Source organism: Streptomyces sp. NPDC127092 (assembly GCF_042722475.1).
Classification (GTDB): Bacteria; Actinomycetota; Actinomycetes; order Streptomycetales; family Streptomycetaceae; genus Streptomyces.
Map to the genome: position 1 here is coordinate 1 of NZ_JBHXFE010000131.1, position 2,468 is coordinate 2,468.

The 2,468-nt window shown below is 59.4% G+C and carries 1 protein-coding gene and 1 pseudogene; both read right to left on the minus strand.

Annotated elements, in window-relative coordinates; translation table 11 throughout:
* Positions 1-67 precede the first annotated feature (67 nt).
* Positions 68-1,912: a helicase-related protein gene (locus tag ACFWJO_RS37910; RefSeq protein ID WP_377663152.1), complete on the minus strand. Its 1,845-nt coding sequence runs from the start codon at positions 1,910-1,912 to the stop codon at positions 68-70.
* 354 nt (positions 1,913-2,266) lie between these two features.
* Positions 2,267-2,407, minus strand: a pseudogene (locus tag ACFWJO_RS37915) (hypothetical protein); the annotation flags it as partial.
* Positions 2,408-2,468 lie beyond the last annotated feature (61 nt).

Here is a 2,468-nt window from a genome sequence, read left to right on the forward strand (position 1 = left end):
GCCTCAGATAATGCAGAGGATGTCACGAGAAGCATGAATTGCATGTGTTTGGTCCCCCACGTGGGGGTCAGAAGAGACGATCATCAAGAGGATCAAGCAACGTGATCTGCAACTGGTCACGCCCGTCGGGATGCTCAAGCTCGACTCGAAGCGCAAACCCCGTGTCCAAAATGCTCTGGATATCTGAGTGGTCTCTGGCCGAGATCGTCCCCAACAGCTGCACGCCTTGGTAGAGGCCGAACGGAGCGGGATGAGTCTCGCCCTCTATCTCCGCCAGGCGTAGCGGGATAGAGCCTGTAGTAGGCGCAGCCTGAAGGTGGACAGGCACGTTCGCCACGTTGCGATCGAGCAAGTTCTTCAGCAGGCTTCGCCGTCGCTGACGCGTAAAGTCGAGGAGATCAATTACCTCAGAGGTCGATGCGGCAAACTCTTGGCGCCAGCCGGACACGCCTAGTGATGCCAGATGCTCTCTCAACACGTCCAGTTCCGCTACCCGATCGAAGCGACTTGCCACTAGGTTGGCGATCCGTCGTGAACGAATACCTTCGGTCACGAGTGCGAGCGCGACCGGCGTGCTGACTCCGTACCTGATGTACCCACCGAGTTCTGGACAAACGAGTTCGTCACCGCCGGCTGCTTGCAGGTGCGTGTTTACGAGGTCGATGAGCGCTCCAACTGTCCACGACAGATAGTGCTCGAAGTGCTCTGTGGTCGCAGTGACTATCTGTTCAATCCTCCATGCGGGATCGGCGACGGCGCCCAAGTGACTCTTTGCCAGCTGCGGTAGCGAAGCACCTTCGAGCCAGTCGCGCAAGACTTCGGCGGCATCTACATCCAGAGTCGCGCCCTGTACAGACTCGCGAAATCCCCATCGAGGTGCTTCAGGAAGCCGGAGCAACTCTGCGATCGTCGGACGAAGGATTCCCACCGCTTCTAGAGCCGTAGAGACAGAAGTTACGTCTGCGGAGATCAGGGCACGGGCAATCTGCGACGCCCATTCATCAATCTTACGAGCGGAACCGATAGAGCAGCCGATCCGCGACCATCTCTGACGGGCAGCGGAATCGACAGATACATAGGCCTCCCGCGCTCGCCCCGCGAGTCGTGTATATCGCGTTCTAGCTTGGGTGGATTGATTTGCCGCCAGGGTGAACCCCACCACCGTGTCGAGGTCGACCATCTCTGGGCTGGTCAGTTCCCGCTCGGCCGCGGCCAGCATCATCCAGACGAAGCTGATAAAGTCCGCAGCCGCACCGTTGGCTGCGAACACTGCGTCGGCGTCAGCCCTTTGAACACCTTCGAGTTGGGCAACAGCCTGGAGTGCGGAGTCAGTCAGCAGGGAGGACGTGACCTCTAGGTCCTGATCGTCAGGGTTGAGGTCGGCGAAGTCCTGACTGCTCGGCGAGGCCGCCCTTACTAGTACGATCCAGCCCTCAGTCTCGCGTCCTGCACGCCCTGCCCGTCCCATTGCGTTCACGAGCCGGGCACCGCGTAAGCGGGTATCTTCGGGCTGGTCTGGGTATGGAGTGTCGTATAGAACGACGGTCCTGACCGGCAAGTTCACCCCGTCCGTAAGCGTTGAAGTGCAAGTCAGATAGAGGAGATCATCACTTCGCACGGCAGCCTCAAGCGCTTCGAGCACCTCGACGGGCAACCCTGCATGATGGAATCCCACGCCTCGCCTAAGCGTGCCGACGAGTGGATGTGCGTCGCCCAACTGTTGGCGTACAAAGTCAACCAGCGCGGCCAGTTGCGGCTGCTCATCAAGCTCGTCCGCGATGCCACGAGCGAGCGTCTGGGCTTGCTTCTTTGTTGACGCAACAACTAGTACCGATCCTGCGTGCCCTAGAGCGGTAATCATGCCGCTGGCAATCGAATAGTGTTTCGTGTTTCGTGAAGAATCGACCTTCACTTCAGCTGGACGCTCTCCCCCGTCCTTCGACTTTCGGACTAGACGCCAACCCGTGTCCCCTTGAGTGCGGAGTGACTTGGTGCTCCCGTTTCCGAGCCGCAATCGGATCAGTCCCGAGAGCGGCGTGGTGTGCCGGTAGGGCCACACGGACCCGGCCCCTCCTTCAACGACGGTCTGATCCCACTGCGCTTCGGTATTGAAGACTGCATGCAGTCGCCTGGGCCCCCGCCAGTCACTTGTCTGACTCAGGGCACCGCCGTTTGGATCAAGCCACTGAGCGATCCCACCGACGTTTCCCATCGCGGCCGAAAGGAGAATTATGCGATGCGGTCGGCCCTGTGTTTGCAGGTTCAGGGCAGATATCACGGATTCAAGGACGAAGCCACGCCCCTTCTCCTTCAACAACTGAGCCTCATCGAAAATGAACAGACTGTACTTGTCGAGCACCGCTTCGAAGTCGTTTCTCAGGAGATGACTGAGCCTTTCCGGGGTCATAACATCGACGTCGGCCTGCTCAACCTCCGAAAGCGAGAGGCCCAATTCTCCCAGCCAGGCG